The following is a 16,990-nucleotide window of genomic DNA, read 5'->3' on the forward strand; positions in this document are numbered from 1 at the left end:
TGTATTGACTCCTGGAGCGATCCTAGATGATCTGCACGGTCCTTTTCTCTCAAAAGAAGGATGTTTATCCATGTGAAGAAAAAAGCTAAGCATCATATTTACAATAAAGTATATTAATGGTATTATTTGATTGTTATTACTATATTTTAGGAAAAGAGGTTGATAGTTTATGAGAAAGATGTTTGTCTTGTTGTCGGTTGTGTGCATGCTGTTTTTGTTTAGTGTCCCCAGTTTTGCTGCTGCCGGTCAGAACTTTCTTTCAGAAGGTCAATCCTTAGCAAAGGGACAGTGGCTTCAATCAAACAATGGACAGTATACGTTAATTTTGCAAGATGACGGAAATCTGGTGCTGTATGGTCGTGGAAAAGCGCTTTGGGATTCTAAGACGAATGGACTTGCTGCAAAGGAGCTTGTTATGCAATCTGACGGAAACCTGGTGCTATACGGGTATTCAGGTGTTTTATGGAGTTCGAACACGCACGGCTACCCGGGCTCTTCTTTGTTTGTTCAAGACGATGGGAATGTGGTGATCTACATTGGGCGTCTAGCTATCTGGAGTACAGGAACAAACTAACATCTCCGCGCTATACATATTTTTGCATAATATACTATCTTTATGATTTGATTCCGGAGAGCTGCGTAAGCGGCTCTTTTTGTGTAAGAGGTGATTTACACAGCGCCAATATTCTCACCCTCTCGTTTTGAGCGAAGTTAAAATCCTGCACTCATAATAAGCGGATGGTTTTATGTTAATACTTAAAAAAAGGACTGTAAATCAGCTGAATAATTCAACATAAGTTGTAATACGCAAAAAGGTCCGGGTGTTGCAATCTTACGCAAATCTGCTATAATGTAGTTAAAGTCAAAGAAAGTCAAAGTCAATGATTTGCAGCAAGACTTGAATTGGATAGTCTTGGCTTTCTTCACTTTAAGTATGGTTTAACTTCTGTCGCGGGAGGTCGAATAGATGCGCAATGTTTCAGAAATTATTGAGCAATATCTGAAGCAGACTTTGCAGCAGAGCCCCGACGGTGTGATCGAGATCCAACGTAATGAGCTGGCCGATCAATTCAACTGCGTTCCCTCGCAAATCAATTACGTCATTAGTACCCGTTTTACATTGGAAAAAGGGTACATTGTCGAGAGCAAGCGGGGCGGCGGCGGTTACATTCGAATTCAAAGAATCGAGCTGCAATCGCATGGCGCGGTGATGGACCATATTTTCCAAACTATCGGTACGCACATGGATCAGCTTGCATCCGAGGGACTGCTGTATCAGCTGGAAGAAGGGGGCTTCATCACTTCGCGGGAAGCGGCATTGATGAAAGGAGCCATTACCCGGGAGGTTCTGATCTTGAAGCTGCCTCTAAGGGATGAAATCAGGGCAAGAATATTGAAAGCGATGTTGATTTCTTTGCTAAGCAAATGATATTCGTATCCTGCCGTCCCAGGGCAAGATTAAAGGAGGGACCCAGATGATTTGTCAGGAATGTGGCAAGAAGCAAGCAACGCTTCATTTTACGAAAATTTTGAATGGCGAGAAGACGGAGTTTCACATTTGCGAATCGTGCGCCAGAGAAAAAGGGGAGCTTATCCCGGGGACGGCCAATGGGTTCTCCATTCATAATCTGCTCAGCGGACTGCTTGATTTCGAACCGTCGGCGCACAGTACGCTCGCGAACAAAGTACAGCCCAGCCGCTGCGAGCATTGCGGACTAACGTATACGCAGTTCAGCAAAATCGGCCGTTTCGGCTGCAGCGAGTGCTATAAGCATTTTGGGGAGAAGCTGGACCCGCTGTTCAAACGCGTCCATGGCAATATTGTTCATACCGGCAAGGTTCCCAAGCGATCCGGCGGGTTAATTAAACATAAGCGTGAAATTGATCAGTTGAAAAAAGAATTGCTGATCCGTATCGATAACGAGGAATTCGAAGAAGCAGCCCGTCTGCGGGATCAAATCCGCGAGCTTGAAAAAAAGGTTGCCGAAGGCTAAACGGGTGAGGTAAGGAGGAGTGCTTATGACGGAAGCAAGCCGTTTTACAGAGAATGCGCTTAGCGATTGGATGAAGGGGGAAGGGCCGGATTCGGATATCGTCATCAGCAGCCGCATACGCATCGCGCGAAATATGCAGGCGTACCCCTTCCCTATGTTGGCCACGAACCAGCAATCGAAGGAAGTGCTGGAGCAGGTAGCCCAAGTCGTTCATAACGAAGATCTGGAGACGATCAGCCGGTTTTCGATGGTGCCGCTTTCCGAATTGAATGAACTGGAGAGACGGGTGCTGGTCGAAAAGCATCTGATTAGCCCGGCACTGGCTAACGAATCGCGCAACGGAGCCGTCATTCTCAGTGACAACGAGTCCGTTAGCATTATGGTCAATGAAGAAGACCATCTTCGGATTCAGTGCTTGTGTCCTGGTTTTCAGATTAAAGAAGCTTGGGATCTGGCCAACCAGATCGACGATATTTTCGAAACGCATTTGAATTATGCTTTTGATGAAAAACACGGGTACATGACGAGCTGTCCTACGAACGTGGGCACGGGGATTCGCGCTTCGGTGATGATCCATCTTCCTGCGCTAGTTCTGACGCAGCAGATTAACCGCATATTATCGGCTATTACCCAAGTTGGGCTGGCCGTGCGGGGGTTGTATGGCGAAGGCAGCGAAGCGCTCGGCAACCTGTTTCAGATTTCGAACCAGATTACGCTGGGACAATCCGAAGAGGAAATTATCGATAACCTGTACAGCGTCGTACGGCAAATTATCGAGCACGAACGAGCGGCCAGACAGAAGCTAATCTATGAGACAAGAGCTAAAATTTTGGACCGGGTCAGCCGCTCTTACGGCGTTTTGTCGTATGCGGCGATTATGGATTCCAAAGAAGCGGCGCAGCGGCTGTCGGACGTGAGGCTCGGGATTGATCTCGGGTTCATCAAAAACGTCTCTCCGCAAGTGCTCAACGAGCTTTTGGTGATGACCCAGCCCGGTTTTTTACAGCAGACGGCAGGAGAAAAGCTGACACCTGAAGAAAGAGACATTAGACGGGCACAGCTCATCCGGGAAAAAATTGCGGAAACGGGCTAGCCGTCAACATACGAAACCGCATAATAAGCATACGCTATACCAATCTTTGGAGGTGTTACACATGATGTTTGGCAGATTTACGGAACGCGCGCAAAAGGTATTGTCCTTGGCGCAGGAGGAAGCAGTTCGTTTGGGACACAACAATATCGGAACAGAGCACATTCTGCTCGGTCTGATTCGTGAAGGCGAAGGCATTGCCGCGAAGGCGCTCATTGCGCTCGGACTCGGTCTTGAGAAAATTCAAGACGAAGTCGAATCGCTGATCGGACGGGGACAAGAGCAGCCATCGAATATCGCATACACGCCTCGGGCGAAAAAAGTAATCGAGCTGTCGATGGACGAAGCCCGCAAGCTGGGACACACGTACGTCGGAACGGAGCACATTCTGCTCGGCTTGATTCGTGAAGGCGAGGGCGTTGCTGCACGCGTATTGAACAATTTGGGCGTGAGCCTGAACAAGGCCCGTCAGCAAGTACTTCAACTGCTTGGCAGCAGCGAGGTGGTCTCGCCTAACCATGGTAACCCGACGAATGTGAATACACCGACGTTGGACGGTCTGGCTCGCGACCTGACGGCTTATGCCAAGGAAGGCAACCTGGACCCGGTCATCGGCCGCAGCAAAGAGATTGAGCGCGTGATTCAAGTGCTCAGCCGCCGTACGAAAAACAATCCGGTTCTCATTGGGGAGCCCGGCGTAGGTAAGACGGCGATTGCCGAAGGGTTGGCGCAAAAAATCGTCGCAAACGAAATTCCGGAAACGTTGCGCGATAAGCGCGTCATGACCTTGGATATGGGCTCGGTCGTCGCCGGTACGAAATACCGCGGCGAATTCGAAGACCGCTTGAAAAAAATTATGGATGAAATCCGGCAAGCCGGAAATATCGTCCTGTTCATTGACGAGCTGCATACGCTGATCGGTGCTGGCGGGGCGGAAGGCGCGATCGACGCTTCGAATATTTTGAAGCCGGCTCTGGCTCGCGGGGAGCTCCAGTGCATCGGGGCTACGACGCTTGACGAGTACCGCAAATATATCGAAAAGGACGCAGCGCTGGAAAGACGCTTCCAGCCGATTACGGTCGACCAACCGTCGCCGGAAGAAGCGATTCAGATTTTGCATGGACTGCGTGACCGCTATGAAGCGCATCACCGCGTGAAAATTACGGACGAAGCTATCGAGCAAGCCGTGAAGCTGTCCGACCGTTATATTACAGACCGGTTCCTTCCGGATAAAGCGATCGACTTGATCGACGAAGCTAGCTCCAAAGTAAGGCTCCGTTCGTATACGGTACCGCCGGATCTGAAAAAGCTGGAAAGCCATCTTGAAGACATCCGCAAGGAAAAAGACGCTGCCGTGCAAAGTCAGGAATTCGAGAAAGCGGCATCGCTGCGTGATACGGAGCAGAAGCTGCGCGAAGAGCTCGATTCGACGAAAAACGAATGGAAAGAGAAGCAAGGACGCACCGATTCCGAAGTGACGCCGGACGATATTGCTCAGGTCGTAGCAAGCTGGACCGGGATTCCTGTCGTGAAGCTGGCCGAGGAAGAAACTCAGCGCCTTCTGAAAATGGAATCCATCCTGCATAACCGGGTTATCGGCCAAGACGAAGCGGTCAAGGCGGTCAGCCGCGCAATTCGCCGGGCGAGAGCGGGTCTGAAAGATCCGAAACGACCGATGGGCTCGTTCATCTTCCTTGGTCCGACCGGTGTCGGGAAAACCGAGCTGGCCCGTGCGCTTGCCGAGTCTCTCTTCGGTGACGAAAATGCCGTCATTCGGATCGATATGTCGGAGTACATGGAGAAGCATTCTACGTCTCGTTTGGTCGGAGCGCCTCCGGGATACGTCGGATACGAAGAAGGCGGTCAATTGACCGAAAAAGTACGCCGCAAGCCGTATTCCGTTGTCCTGCTGGACGAAATCGAAAAAGCGCATCCTGAAGTATTCAACATTTTGCTGCAGGTACTTGAAGACGGCCGCCTGACGGATTCCAAAGGCCGTACGGTCGATTTCCGAAATACGCTGATCATCATGACATCGAACGTCGGGGCCGACACGATCAAGAGAAACTCGACGCTCGGCTTCACCGCCGCGCATGATGCAGGCAAAGACTATAACAATATGAAAGAAAAAGTAATGGGCGAGCTGAAGAAAAGCTTCCGTCCGGAGTTCTTGAACCGGATCGACGAGATTATCGTGTTCCACTCCTTGGAAGAGCAGCATATCGCCGAAATCGTGACGTTGATGGCCGAAGAGCTTCGCAAACGGTTGAAAGAGCAGGAAGTCGAATTCTTCCTGACCGATTCGGCCAAAGCGTTCCTGGCCAAAGAAGGCTACGATCCGACCTTCGGTGCGAGACCGCTGCGCAGAGCGATTCAGAAGCACATCGAAGACCGGTTGTCCGAAGAATTGCTGCGCGGCAACATTTCCAAAGGCGACTCGCTTACGATCGATGAGAAGGACGGCGAACTGATCGTTCACCGTAACCAAGGCGTCGGTACGCAGGCTTAAGTCAAAAAGGTTTAGGAGCGCAGGCTCCTTCAATAAGCATTCCACGGCTGCAAGTTGGGCCGGAGGGATGCTTTTTTTTCTTTACTGTTAAAGCTTTTTTTCTTTTCAGCGGCGGCAAGGGTTTTCAAGACAGGGTCAAAATGGTAAACTTTGAGTTGGGATCAGAAAGCAGGTTAAATGATGGCGAAAACAAAAACAAAGTTTTTCTGCCAGTCATGCGGCTACGAATCGCCGAAATGGCTCGGCAAATGTCCGGGCTGCGAAGCCTGGAATACATTTGTGGAAGAAGTGGAGACCGTTGTTAAGAGCAAAGGGCTGCACACAAATTTTTTGAACAAGAAAGAAAAAGCGGTTTCTATCATAAACATAGAAAGCAGTCAAGAAGAGCGGATCGTGACGGATAATCGGGAGTTGAACCGCGTGCTTGGTGGCGGCATCGTGCCTGGCTCCTTGATTCTGGTCGGCGGGGACCCGGGAATCGGGAAGTCGACGCTGCTTCTGCAAACGTCGCATTTGCTGACGCAGCTGGACTTGAAGGTGCTGTACATTTCCGGAGAGGAATCCGTCCGCCAGACGAAGCTGAGGGCAGACCGGCTGCAAGCCGTTTCCCCACAGTTGTTCGTGCTGTGCGAAACGAATGTGGAGCATATCGAGGCGGCGATTGACGAGATCGAACCGGATTTCATCGTCATCGACTCGATCCAAACGGTATACCACGGCGCCGTAGCTTCCGCTCCCGGTTCGGTTTCTCAGGTGCGGGAATGCACGGGGCATTTTATGCGGATTGCCAAAATGAAAGGAATCGCAACCGTCCTCGTTGGTCATGTTACTAAAGAGGGCGCCATTGCAGGACCGCGATTACTCGAACATATGGTCGATTGCGTACTTTATTTCGAAGGGGAGCGGCATCATTCGTACCGGGTGCTTCGCGCCGTTAAAAATCGGTTCGGTTCGACCAACGAAATCGGGATTTTCGAGATGCGGGAAAGCGGCCTGGTCGAGGTCAACAACCCATCGGAGCTGTTTTTGTCCGAGCGCCCGCTGGGTGTCGCCGGCTCGACTGTCGTCGCCAGCATGGAGGGAACACGTCCGGTCCTCGTAGAGCTTCAAGCTCTCGTCTCGTCCACGAACTTTCCATCTCCTCGGCGGATGGCGACCGGTTTCGACCATAATCGACTATCCCTCATTATCGCGGTGCTGGAGAAGCGGATGGGCATGTTTTTGCAAAACCAGGACGCTTACCTTAACGTTGCGGGCGGCGTGAAGCTGGATGAGCCAGCCGTCGATCTTGCGGTTGCAGTCAGCATCGCCTCAAGCTTCCGCGAACAGCCGACGCAGCCGTTCGACGTCGTCTTCGGTGAAGTCGGCTTAACGGGCGAGGTGCGCGGCGTCTCGCGTGTCGACCAGCGGGTGCGGGAAGCGGAGAAGCTCGGCTTTCGCCGCGTCATTCTCCCGCAAAAAAGCCTGAAAGGCTGGACGCCCCCGGCAGGCATTCAAATTATCGGCGTCAACACCGTAGCCGAGGCGCTATCGGCTGCTTTAGTATAATATATTTTTTGAATCAAAGGTTTTGATGGAGCGCAGGGGAACTGCCGGAGAGTTTACGTGCCGCCTTTGAACTCGGAAAGCTACCTTAAATTATAATTCGAACTTTCCGAGTTCAAGAGCGGCCGGAGGCAGTTCTCCCTGCTGCGCAATCAACCTCCCTTTGCTTCAAAAAATTCGTCAGGAGGGACACCATTGAGCAAGGAAGAAGCAAAACGCGACGTCATGAGCCAGCTGCTGCAGCTCGTTGCGCCAGGCACGCCGTTCCGGGAAGGGCTGGAGAACGTGCTGCGCGCCAAAACGGGCGGCTTAATCGTCGTCGGCTACAGCCCGGAAGTGATGGAGATTGTAGACGGCGGCTTTTCGATCAACTGCGACTTTTCCCCGAACTACTTATATGAGCTGGCCAAAATGGACGGCGCGATCATCCTCAGTGAGGATTTGAAGCGTATCCTGTATGCGAATACGCAGCTGATTCCGGACTCTTCGATTACGTCTACCGAAACGGGCATTCGGCACCGGACGGCGGAACGCGTCGCGAAGCAGACCTCCAAGCTTGTGGTGTCCATCTCGCAGCGGCGCAATGTCATTACCTTGTATCAAGGCAGCTTGCGCTATTCGTTGAAAGATATCGGCGTCATTTTGACGAAAGCGAATCAGGCGATTCAAACGCTGGAGAAATACAAGTCTGTATTGGACCAGGATATGACCAATCTGGGTGCTTCCGAATTTGAGGAGCTGGTCACTTTGCACGATGTGACCGGTGTCATGCAACGTATTGAGATGGTTTTACGTATTAAAGCAGAGATCAAGCGTTACATTAACGAGCTCGGCAACGAAGGCCGGTTGATCAGCATGCAGTTGGAGGAATTGGTTGGCAACACCGAGAATGAGGCTTACCTGCTGATTAAGGATTACGTCAAAGAACTGTCCGAAGAGAAGGTAAAAGAAGTCCAAGCGACGCTCAAGAAGCATTCGACCGACGAGATGCTCGATCATTCGCACATTGCACGGGCGCTTGGCTACCCGCCTACGCCTGGCAGCGCGGAGGAGACGATCTCGCCGAGAGGTTACCGGGTACTGAACAAAATACCGCGTCTTCCTTCCGTCATTATACATAATTTGGTGGAACGGTTTTGTCAGCTCCCGCATCTAATGATGGCGACGATTGAAGAATTGGATGAAGTGGACGGCATCGGGGAAGTGCGCGCACGTACGATTAAAGAAGGATTAAAGAGGATCCAAGATCAGGTGCTCATTGACAGACATATTTAAGTTGCATACAATCAGAGGATAGCCAAATATTATTACGATATTAGGGCACAGTAAAACCAGAGGTGGACTAAACAATGATAACAAAATCCCTTCCGAACTTGTTTACGATTGGGAACTTGTTCTTAGGTATTATTGCAATTATTTCCGTGTTTAATAGTAAGCCCGAGCTTGCCGCGATCATGGTCATCGTCGCAATGCTTCTGGATGGATTGGACGGGCGCGTTGCCCGTGCGCTCAATGCGCAGAGCGAATTCGGCAAAGAGCTGGACTCGCTGTCCGATGTCATCTCGTTCGGTGTAGCACCGGCGTTCATCATGTACGTGGTGGCTTTCACCGAGATGAATGCAGCGGCAGCCTGGATCGTCACAGCGATCTTCCCGATCTGCGGCGCGCTTCGTCTGGCCCGCTTCAATGTCGTTGCCGGGACACCGGGATATTTTATCGGCTTGCCGATTCCTGCAGCCGGCGGCGTATTGTGTACGCTCGCGCTGTTCCATAAAGAATTGAACACCGTCGTACTCGTCTTGTCGACGCTTCTGTTGTCCTACTTGATGGTCAGCACCGTCAAATACCCGAACTTCAAAAAGGTCGGCATCCCGAAAGCCGCCATCTGGATTACGCCCGTTGTCGTCGTGGCTGCCGTTGTACTGGCTGTCATGTATCCGGGGCTGTTGTCCAAGCTCATCTTCGTACCGCTGCTTCTTTACGCGCTGTACGGCTTAAAAAAAAACGTTGATCGGCTGTTCTTCTGGAAACGAAGAAAACGTCCGTCCGTAGAAGAGCCGGAGTCCAAAACAACGAGCCTCTAAAACCGCATAACTGCACTAGGCTATGAAAATGAAAAGCATTTGTTTTCCGCAAGGAAAATGAATGCTTTTTTTCATTTTCTTCAACTGATACGATTAGGCTGGAGTAATTTGGTTCATAATTGTAACGGAAGGCAGAATTTGTTATTTTTATGGAGGTGAAAGTCTATGATGAAAAAATGGTTCCAGCTTCTGTTTGCAGTTATCGGCGGTGCGCTTGGTGTACGGTGGACTGATACGGTAGGGAAACCATGTTTTGAATTCATAGCATCGGTTTTGGGACGGGAAGAAATTCAAGGACAAGCCCTCTGGATGCTGGGGGCCGGCGCGCTGCTCTTCTACTCGATCAGTTCTTGGGCATTAACGTATTTGCTGAAAGTGGTGCAGCGGGGAGAGGAACGCATTGCCAACGTACCGGTGACCGATCTGCTCGCGGGCTCGATCGGAATGGTCGTCGGCTTGCTCTTTTCGTCGGTGCTGCTCCATCCGTTCAGCCAGGCAGGCGTATTCAGCCCCCTGCTGCATATGCTGCTGATCGCGGCATTTTCGTACGCGGGCTATCGGCTTGGCGCAGTGAAGCAGGAGGAGCTGTTCACCGTGCTGGATGCACGACGTTCGGATCGCGGGAAGGGAGCGTCCGGGGAGCCCAAAGGGTTCGAGGAGCATAAAATTCTCGATACGAGCGTAATTATCGACGGGCGGATTGCGGATATTTGCAAAACCGGATTTATTGAGGGAACCCTCGTCATTCCCGAATTTGTGCTGGAGGAGCTGCAGCATATTGCCGATTCGTCGGACTTGCTCAAGCGCAACCGCGGCCGTCGGGGGCTGGATATTTTGAACAAAATCCAGAAGGAGCTTGATGTCAAAGTGCTGATCTACGAAGGGGATTTTGAAGAAATTTCCGAGGTAGACAGCAAGCTGGTGCGTCTGGCCAAAGCTTTGCAGGGGAAAGTAATTACGAACGATTTCAATCTCAACAAAGTATGCGAGCTGCAGGGCGTATCGGTGCTGAACATCAACGATCTGGCGAATGCGGTGAAGCCGGTCGTACTGCCCGGAGAGGAAATCTTGGTGCAAGTCATCAAGGACGGCAAGGAGCACGGGCAGGGCGTCGCCTATTTGGATGACGGCACGATGATTGTCGTGGAAGGCGGCCGGGACTTTATCGGCATGACGCTCGATGTGCTGGTGACGAGCGTTCTTCAAACGTCAGCCGGTCGAATGATATTTGCCAAGCCGAAGCTATTGGAAAAAGCGCTCTAACACGGTATGATAAGAGAGATGCGCTTAGAATAAGGCAAACGGGTTTGCTTCATTCGGTGCCGAACCATAGTGGCAGGTGGACAAGTTGACGGATAAACTGGGGGTCGTAATCGTAGCGGCGGGCCGAGGCTCACGTATGCGGACGCAAGAAAGCAAGCAATATTTGCTGCTGGACGGCAAACCGATTCTGGTACATACGCTGGAACTGTTTGATCGGCTCGAAGCCGTGAGCGACGTGGTGTTGGTTACGGGGGCGGACGATGTAGAGCGGTGTCAGGGCTATATCGAGGCTTACGGGCTAAGAAAGGTGAAGCGAGTCATTCCCGGGGGGAAGGAACGTCAAGACTCCGTGTACCAAGGGCTGTTGGCCTTAGATGGCACCGTCCGTTGGGTGATGGTACACGACGGCGTCCGGCCGTTTGCCGCCCGGGAGCATATCGCGGCATGCCTGGATAAAGCGATAGAGACAGAAGCGGCTGTTCTGGCCGTACCCGTAAAAGATACGATTAAAATCGTGGACGGCGAAGGGTTGATCCAAGCGACTCCGGACCGACGCAGCTTGTGGGCGATTCAGACCCCGCAGGCTTTTCGTTTTTCTTTGCTGCGCGAAGCGCACGAGCGGGCACGGGAGGAAGGCTTCGTCGGGACGGACGACGCCATGCTGGTCGAGCGGCTCGGCGTACGGGTCGCCGTCGTCGAAGCCGACTATTACAATATCAAAATCACGACGCCCGAGGACTTGCCTTGGGCCGAGTGGATCATTCGACATGTCAGGGGAGAGCGAGAGTCATGATACGAGTGGGGCAAGGGTTCGACGTGCATCAACTGGTGGAAGGACGCAAGTGCATTATCGGCGGCGTGGACATTCCTTTTGAAAAAGGGCTGCTCGGGCATTCCGACGCGGACGTGCTGCTGCACGCGCTGACCGATGCGATTCTTGGCGCACTGGGGCTTGGGGATATCGGAAAGCATTTTCCCGACACGGATGCCGCGTATAAGGATGCGGACAGCTATAAGCTGCTTGTGCAGGTATGGGAGAGCGCCAAGCAAGCGGGATACCGTCTGGGCAATGCGGACTGCACGATCATCGCGCAGAAGCCGAAGATGGCGCCGTACATTCCCGCAATGATCGAGCGGATCGCAACCGCGCTTGAAGCGGAGCCGTCGCAGATTAATGTGAAAGCGACGACGACAGAGCAGCTCGGCTTCACCGGGCGGGGCGAAGGAATTGCCGCACAGGCGGTTGTTTGTCTTGTGAAAGATGTGCTATCATAACAAATAATCTTTTTACGGATCGAAATGGCTTCCGGCGAGCGGTTGGCCCGGGAGTACGGGAGGAGAGGGCATTATGGCAGAGTTTCGCGTAAGATACGCGCCGAGTCCGACGGGACATTTGCACATCGGCGGAGCACGGACGGCATTGTTCGATTATTTGATTGCCCGCAAGCAGAGCGGGAAATTCGTTGTCCGTTTCGAGGATACGGATCAGACGAGACATGTGGAATCGGGCGTCGACAGCCAGCTTAACGGTCTCAAGTGGCTCGGCGTGGATTGGGACGAGAGCGTGGACATCGGCGGACCGTACGGGCCGTACCGGCAAACGGAGCGGCTGCACTTGTATCAGCCGTTTGTCGATCAGCTGCTGGAGAGCGGCGCTGCGTACCGTTGCTACTGCTCGGAGGCGGATCTGGAGAAGGAACGCGGAGAGCAGGAAGCGGCAGGACAGATGCCGATGTACTCCGGCAGATGCCGTCATTTGACGCCGGAGCAAGTCGAAGCGTTTGTGGCCGAGGGCCGCAAGCCGTCGATTCGTTTTCGCGTACCGGAGAACCGGGTAATCGCCTTCGAGGACCGCATCCGCGAGCATGTCGAATTTGAGAGCAATGGGATCGGCGACTTTATCATCGTGCGTCCGGACGGGATTCCGACGTATAATTTTGCCGTTATTTTGGACGACCATCTGATGAAAATTTCGTTGGTTATCCGTGGCGAAGAGCATCTGACCAATACGCCGCGGCAAATTATGATGTACGAGGCGCTTGGGCTGCCTGTGCCGGAGTTTGCTCACTTGGCGCTTATTTTGAACCCGGACCGCAAGAAGATGAGCAAGCGGGACGAGTCCATCATCCAATTCATCGAGCAGTACAAAGAGCTCGGGTATTTGCCGGAAGCGGTCATGAACTTTATCGCTCTGCTCGGCTGGTCGCCTAAAGGCGAGGAAGAAATTTTCACCAGAGAAGAGCTGATCGAGCAGTTCGATCTGGACCGGGTGTCCAAAAGTCCGGCCGTATTCGACATGGATAAGCTCAATTGGATGAATAATGTATATATTAAAAAAGCCGATACCGCGCGGATTACAAAGCTGGCGCTGCCTCATTTGCAGAAAGCAGGGAAGCTGCCGGAGACGCTCAGTCCCGAGCAGGAGCAGTGGGCTCACGAGCTCGTCGGGCTCTATCAGGAGCAGCTGCGCTACGCCGCGGAAATCGTGACGTTGTCCGAGTTGTTCTTCCGTGAGGACGTCAACTACGACGACGAGGCCAAAGCGATGCTTGCCGAAGAGCATGCGCCGGTCGTCCTTGGCAGCTTCTTGAAGCAGGTTGAGGCCGCAGCCGAGTTTACCGTGGATGCGCTGAAAGCGATGATCAAGGCGGTGCAGACGGAGACCGGCTATAAAGGAAAGCAGCTGTTCATGACGATCCGCGTAGCCCTGACGGGACAAATGCACGGGCCCGACCTGAACATGGCGCTGCATTTGCTGGGAAAAGAAACGGTATCCGCACGCATTAAGAAGTTATTGTAATACCTACGGTTTTCTTATATACTTAGAAAAAAATAAGATCAACCATCGATAACATACATCTACGGCGACGAACGGGAAAGTACGGAAAAGTGTCGGGATTCCCAGAGAGGACGATCGGTTCGGCAACGAACCGGCTGCGAGTCGTCCAATTCCCCTTTTGCGGAAGTGCACCCGGGAGCCGTAAAGACGATCTGACGCGAGCGCTCCGGTGCAGCGGCAGGGTAGTCTTTACCGTGACGTTCACGATACGAACGATTGAGACGGATAGACGTCGGGCCATGTGCTGCCCCTTGTACGTTTATCCAAGCAGAGTGGAACCGCGAAAGAAGACGCCTCTGCAGCCGGAACGGCTGTGGAAGGCGTTTTTTTGCGTGATGCGTAGAGTAGACGAAGGCGTCGCACAGGAACGGGGGGATGATACGTGTTTGCCAGAATGAAAGAAGACATCGAAACGATCTTTGAGAACGATCCGGCGGCGAGAAGCTGGTTTGAGGTCGTGTTCACCTATTCCGGTCTGCACGCCCTCTGGGCGCATCGCGTGGCGCACTGGTTTTATAAAAAAAGCTGGTTCACCGTCGCGCGCATCATTTCGCAAGCGAGCCGCTTTATGACCGGGATCGAAATTCATCCCGGCGCTGAGATCGGGAGGCGTTTCTTCATCGACCATGGCATGGGCGTCGTCATTGGAGAAACGTGCGAGATCGGCGACGACGTGCTGCTCTATCACGGCGTAACGCTCGGGGGCACCGGCAAGGAGCGGGGGAAGCGGCATCCGACCATCGGTAACAACGTGGTCATCTCGGCCGGGGCGAAGGTGCTCGGGTCCTTCACGGTCGGGGCTAACTCGCGGATCGGGTCGAACTCTGTCGTATTAAGCGAAGTTCCGGCCAACAGCACCGTCGTCGGAATCCCGGGAAAAATCGTCAAGCGGGACGGCGTGCGCGTCGGACGGCTGGAGCATGATAAGCTTTCGGACCCTGTTCTCGATATGATTCGCCAAATGCAGCAGCAAATCGACGAGCTGAAGGTTGAGGCTCATAAAGAAAAGACCAGAATTGGAGGAGCCGTGAAACATGAGTCTTAAGATTTATAATACGTTGACTCGGACAAAAGAAGAGTTCAAGCCTCTGGAGCCGGGTAAAGTGAAAATGTACGTCTGCGGTCCCACCGTGTACGGCTACATTCACATTGGAAACGCGCGTCCGGTCATCTTTTTCGACGTCGTGCGACGTTATTTGGAATCGGTCGGCTACGAAGTGACGTATGCCGTCAACTTTACGGATGTGGACGACAAGCTGATTAAAAAAGCGGCCGAAATGGGCGTAACCGTGCCGGAGGTTGCCGACCTGTTCGTGCAAAAATATTACGAAGATACCAAAGGGCTGGGGGTGCGGGAAGCAACGCTTCATCCGCGCGTCACCCAGAACATGACCGAGATCATCGATTTCATCTCCGGACTGGTGGAGAAGGATTATGCCTACGAGGCGGGCGGGGACGTCTTCTTCCGGACGGCCAAATTTCCGGAGTACGGTAAGTTGTCCCACCAAAACTTGGAAGAGCTGCAATACGGCATTCGCGTAGATGTCGATGAGCGGAAGGAAAGCCCGCAAGATTTCGTGCTCTGGAAGGCGGCGAAGCCGGGCGAAATCAGCTGGTCAAGTCCGTGGGGCGAAGGCCGTCCGGGCTGGCACATCGAATGCTCGGCGATGATCCGCAAATATTTGGGCGATTCCATCGACATTCACGGAGGCGGACTGGACCTGACCTTCCCGCACCATGAATGCGAAATTGCCCAATCCGAAGGCTTGACGGGACAGCGGATGACGAACTACTGGATGCATAACGGATTCGTGAACGTCAATGATGAGAAGATGTCGAAATCGCTCGGCAATGGAATCAATGTACATGAGCTGCTGAAGTCGATTCCGGGCGAGGTGATCCGGTATTTCATGTTGTCAGGTCACTACCGCAATCCGCTCAATTTCAGCGACGAAGCTGTGGAGCAGGCGAGAGGAAGCTTGGCCCGGATTGAGAACTGCCTTTCCGCGCTGAAGCACCGTCTCAAGACGGCGGAAGCAGGGGAAGTCGATCCTGAAATCGCGGCGGCGGTGCGTAACGCTCAGCAGCAGTTCGAAAGCAAGATGAACGATGATTTCAATACGCCGGACGCAATCACGGCAGTATTCGAGCTTGTCAATGCGGCGAATCCGTACATCAACCGCGAGCAAGTGACGGCACCCACCTTGGAGCTGCTGCTGAAGCAGTTTGAAGCGATGGATCAAGTGCTGGGCATACTAGCACCTGAAGCCGAGGACCTGCTGGATGAAGAAATCGAACAATTGATCGTCGAGCGGACGGAAGCCCGCAAAGCGAAAAATTGGGCGCGTGCCGACGAAATCCGTAATCTGTTGACCGAGCGCGGCATCGTGCTTGAGGATACGGCCCAAGGCATTCGTTGGCGGCGGAGCTAGAGCGATGGAACGAGATGAACAGGCACTGCCTTATTTGCAAGCGAATTTGTTTTCTTTTCCGCCTTCGCGCGAGCCGAGGCTGTTGAACCCCCTCGTGCTGGCCTATGTGGGCGATGCCGTCTATGAGGTCTTTATCCGGCAATATGTCGTCTCACAGACGAATCATAGGCCGAACCATCTTCACCGGCTGTCTACCCGGTACGTCTCGGCCAAGGCACAGGCGAAGGCGCTGCAGCGCTGGCTGCCGATCCTGACCGAAGAGGAGACGGATATCGTCAAGCGGGGAAGAAACGCCAAATCGGGCACAACGGCCAAAAATGCCGATGTGCTCGAATACCGCCACAGCACGGCGTTCGAGTGCCTGATCGGCTACTTGTATTATACGCAGCGATGGGAGAGGCTTCAGCAGCTGCTGATGCTCTCCTTGGAGCGGGACGAAACATCAACGACAACAGGAAAGGGGGACGCCTGACGTGGAAGAATTTATCGGAGGCAAGCATTCCGTACTCGAAGCGCTGCGTTCCGGGCGGACCATTAATAAGATTTGGATCGCCGAGCAGGCTCAAAAACAACTTACTCAACCCATCCTCGCGGAAGCGAAGCAGAACGGCGTCATCGTGCAATTTGCGGACAAGCGCAAGCTGGATCAAATGGCTGGGGGCGTGCAGCATCAAGGCGTCGTTGCCCAAGTAGCGGCGTATGCGTATGTCGAAGTGGAGGATCTGCTGGCTCTAGCCGCGGAACGCAACGAAATGCCGTTCCTGCTCATTCTCGACGAAATCGAGGACCCGCATAACTTGGGATCCATCCTGCGGACGGCGGACTGTACCGGCGTCCACGGGGTCATCATTCCGAAGCGGCGTTCCGTAGGACTGACCGCAACGGTATCCAAAACTTCCGCAGGCGCGGTTGAATACGTGCCCGTGGCCCGCGTCACCAACCTCGCCCAGACGATCGAACAGCTTAAGGAGCAGGGCGTTTGGATCGCCGGAGCTGATGTCGGGGCGCAGCAGCCGGTCTATCAGACGAACCTGAATCTGCCTCTGGCTATCGTGATCGGCAATGAGAACAAAGGCATCGGACGGCTCATTCGCGAAAAATGCGACTTTTTGTTGAAGCTGCCGATGTTCGGTCAAATCAACTCGCTTAATGCCTCGGTCGCGGCGTCGGTATTCATGTATGAAGTCGTCCGGCAGCGAATGGCTGCGGAATAACGTCATGCTGCGGGGCGATG

Annotated in this window: 16 protein-coding genes; all 16 read left to right on the forward strand. The window is 53.1% G+C overall.

Going from position 1 to position 16,990, the window contains the following annotated elements; translation table 11 throughout:
* Positions 1-169: 169 nt before the first annotated feature.
* The gene (locus PEL01S_RS25140; RefSeq protein WP_108534892.1) at positions 170-574 is read left to right on the forward strand and encodes a lectin; all 405 of its coding nucleotides are present in this window, start codon (positions 170-172) and stop codon (positions 572-574) included.
* A gap of 393 nt (positions 575-967) precedes the next feature.
* Positions 968-1,429 (forward strand): CtsR family transcriptional regulator, encoded by a 462-nt coding sequence (locus PEL01S_RS25145; RefSeq protein WP_063187707.1) that lies wholly within the window; start codon positions 968-970, stop codon positions 1,427-1,429.
* 46 nt (positions 1,430-1,475) lie between these two features.
* Positions 1,476-1,994: a protein-arginine kinase activator protein McsA gene (gene mcsA, locus PEL01S_RS25150; protein WP_127462203.1), complete on the forward strand. Its 519-nt coding sequence runs from the start codon at positions 1,476-1,478 to the stop codon at positions 1,992-1,994.
* Positions 1,995-2,019: 25 nt separating this feature from the next.
* On the forward strand, positions 2,020-3,087 hold the full coding sequence (mcsB, locus tag PEL01S_RS25155; protein ID WP_063187710.1) for a protein-arginine kinase McsB: 1,068 nt from the start codon (positions 2,020-2,022) through the stop codon (positions 3,085-3,087).
* Between the two features lie 61 nt (positions 3,088-3,148).
* A complete protein-coding gene (gene clpC / locus PEL01S_RS25160; RefSeq protein ID WP_127462204.1) occupies positions 3,149-5,593 on the forward strand; it encodes an ATP-dependent protease ATP-binding subunit ClpC in 2,445 nt (814 codons plus the stop codon).
* Between the two features lie 180 nt (positions 5,594-5,773).
* Positions 5,774-7,141 carry a DNA repair protein RadA gene (gene radA / locus PEL01S_RS25165; protein WP_063187713.1) on the forward strand — a complete coding sequence of 456 codons (1,368 nt, stop codon included), beginning with the start codon at positions 5,774-5,776 and terminating at the stop codon, positions 7,139-7,141.
* Between the two features lie 192 nt (positions 7,142-7,333).
* Positions 7,334-8,413, forward strand: coding sequence for a DNA integrity scanning diadenylate cyclase DisA (gene disA / locus PEL01S_RS25170; RefSeq protein ID WP_255320160.1), 1,080 nt, complete (start codon positions 7,334-7,336; stop codon positions 8,411-8,413).
* A gap of 74 nt (positions 8,414-8,487) precedes the next feature.
* Complete coding sequence (pssA, locus tag PEL01S_RS25175) at positions 8,488-9,222, forward strand: CDP-diacylglycerol--serine O-phosphatidyltransferase (protein WP_010498914.1); 735 nt, start codon at positions 8,488-8,490, stop codon at positions 9,220-9,222.
* Positions 9,223-9,387: 165 nt separating this feature from the next.
* Complete coding sequence (locus tag PEL01S_RS25180; protein WP_010498913.1) at positions 9,388-10,485, forward strand: PIN/TRAM domain-containing protein; 1,098 nt, start codon at positions 9,388-9,390, stop codon at positions 10,483-10,485.
* Positions 10,486-10,570: 85 nt separating this feature from the next.
* Positions 10,571-11,278: a 2-C-methyl-D-erythritol 4-phosphate cytidylyltransferase gene (ispD, locus tag PEL01S_RS25185; RefSeq protein WP_082867237.1), complete on the forward strand. Its 708-nt coding sequence runs from the start codon at positions 10,571-10,573 to the stop codon at positions 11,276-11,278.
* Positions 11,275-11,760 (forward strand): 2-C-methyl-D-erythritol 2,4-cyclodiphosphate synthase, encoded by a 486-nt coding sequence (gene ispF, locus PEL01S_RS25190; RefSeq protein WP_063187715.1) that lies wholly within the window; start codon positions 11,275-11,277, stop codon positions 11,758-11,760. Before ispD ends, ispF begins: the two co-directional genes overlap by 4 nt.
* A gap of 73 nt (positions 11,761-11,833) precedes the next feature.
* Positions 11,834-13,285 (forward strand): glutamate--tRNA ligase, encoded by a 1,452-nt coding sequence (gltX, locus tag PEL01S_RS25195; RefSeq protein WP_063187717.1) that lies wholly within the window; start codon positions 11,834-11,836, stop codon positions 13,283-13,285.
* A gap of 433 nt (positions 13,286-13,718) precedes the next feature.
* Positions 13,719-14,369 (forward strand): serine O-acetyltransferase, encoded by a 651-nt coding sequence (cysE, locus tag PEL01S_RS25200; protein WP_063187770.1) that lies wholly within the window; start codon positions 13,719-13,721, stop codon positions 14,367-14,369.
* Positions 14,359-15,756: a cysteine--tRNA ligase gene (gene cysS / locus PEL01S_RS25205; protein WP_063187718.1), complete on the forward strand. Its 1,398-nt coding sequence runs from the start codon at positions 14,359-14,361 to the stop codon at positions 15,754-15,756. The genes cysE and cysS overlap by 11 nt, the downstream gene beginning before the upstream one ends.
* A 4-nt stretch (positions 15,757-15,760) precedes the next feature.
* On the forward strand, positions 15,761-16,228 hold the full coding sequence (locus PEL01S_RS25210; RefSeq protein ID WP_063187720.1) for a Mini-ribonuclease 3: 468 nt from the start codon (positions 15,761-15,763) through the stop codon (positions 16,226-16,228).
* Position 16,229: 1 nt separating this feature from the next.
* Complete coding sequence (gene rlmB, locus PEL01S_RS25215; protein ID WP_063187722.1) at positions 16,230-16,970, forward strand: 23S rRNA (guanosine(2251)-2'-O)-methyltransferase RlmB; 741 nt, start codon at positions 16,230-16,232, stop codon at positions 16,968-16,970.
* Positions 16,971-16,990 lie beyond the last annotated feature (20 nt).

This window comes from Paenibacillus elgii NBRC 100335, from assembly GCF_004000865.1.
Taxonomy (GTDB): Bacteria; Bacillota; Bacilli; order Paenibacillales; family NBRC-103111; genus Paenibacillus_G; species Paenibacillus_G elgii.

Coding starts and splice junctions, on each gene's coding strand:
- PEL01S_RS25140 (WP_108534892.1), top strand. CDS start 170: ATGAGAAAGATGTTTGTCTTGTTGTCGGTTGTGTGCATGCTGTTTTTG.
- PEL01S_RS25145 (WP_063187707.1), top strand. CDS start 968: ATGCGCAATGTTTCAGAAATTATTGAGCAATATCTGAAGCAGACTTTG.
- mcsA (WP_127462203.1), top strand. CDS start 1,476: ATGATTTGTCAGGAATGTGGCAAGAAGCAAGCAACGCTTCATTTTACG.
- mcsB (WP_063187710.1), top strand. CDS start 2,020: ATGACGGAAGCAAGCCGTTTTACAGAGAATGCGCTTAGCGATTGGATG.
- clpC (WP_127462204.1), top strand. CDS start 3,149: ATGATGTTTGGCAGATTTACGGAACGCGCGCAAAAGGTATTGTCCTTG.
- radA (WP_063187713.1), top strand. CDS start 5,774: ATGGCGAAAACAAAAACAAAGTTTTTCTGCCAGTCATGCGGCTACGAA.
- pssA (WP_010498914.1), top strand. CDS start 8,488: ATGATAACAAAATCCCTTCCGAACTTGTTTACGATTGGGAACTTGTTC.
- PEL01S_RS25180 (WP_010498913.1), top strand. CDS start 9,388: ATGATGAAAAAATGGTTCCAGCTTCTGTTTGCAGTTATCGGCGGTGCG.
- ispF (WP_063187715.1), top strand. CDS start 11,275: ATGATACGAGTGGGGCAAGGGTTCGACGTGCATCAACTGGTGGAAGGA.
- gltX (WP_063187717.1), top strand. CDS start 11,834: ATGGCAGAGTTTCGCGTAAGATACGCGCCGAGTCCGACGGGACATTTG.
- cysE (WP_063187770.1), top strand. CDS start 13,719: ATGAAAGAAGACATCGAAACGATCTTTGAGAACGATCCGGCGGCGAGA.
- cysS (WP_063187718.1), top strand. CDS start 14,359: ATGAGTCTTAAGATTTATAATACGTTGACTCGGACAAAAGAAGAGTTC.
- PEL01S_RS25210 (WP_063187720.1), top strand. CDS start 15,761: ATGGAACGAGATGAACAGGCACTGCCTTATTTGCAAGCGAATTTGTTT.